Here is a 219-nt window from a genome sequence, read left to right as displayed (position 1 = left end):
CGAACGGGCGGGTGGTCTCGACGGTCGTCGACGGCGTGCGCCGCTTCGACGTGGTCCTGCGCCTGTCGGAGAACCGCCGGACCACCGCTGGGCTGGGCGACCTGCTGCTGGAGACGCCCTCTGGCTGGGTGCCGGCGCGGCAGGTGGCCGACATCCGCGAGACGGACGGGCCGAACCAGATCCTGCGCGAGAACGCCCGGCGCCGCATCGTGGTGCAGG

1 protein-coding gene is annotated in these 219 nt (G+C 74.0%); it reads left to right on the top strand.

The window, feature by feature from the left end; translation table 11 throughout:
* Positions 1-219 (top strand): efflux RND transporter permease subunit (locus AX737_RS14080; protein WP_156453713.1); only part of this gene is annotated, 219 nt, incomplete at both ends.

Origin of the sequence: Methylobacterium sp. CCH5-D2 (genome assembly GCF_001556475.1) — a bacterium.
Classification (GTDB): Bacteria; Pseudomonadota; Alphaproteobacteria; order Rhizobiales; family Beijerinckiaceae; genus Methylobacterium; species Methylobacterium hispanicum.
Note: the sequence above shows the minus strand (reverse complement) of the source record. Positions and strands in the feature narration are given on the sequence as shown.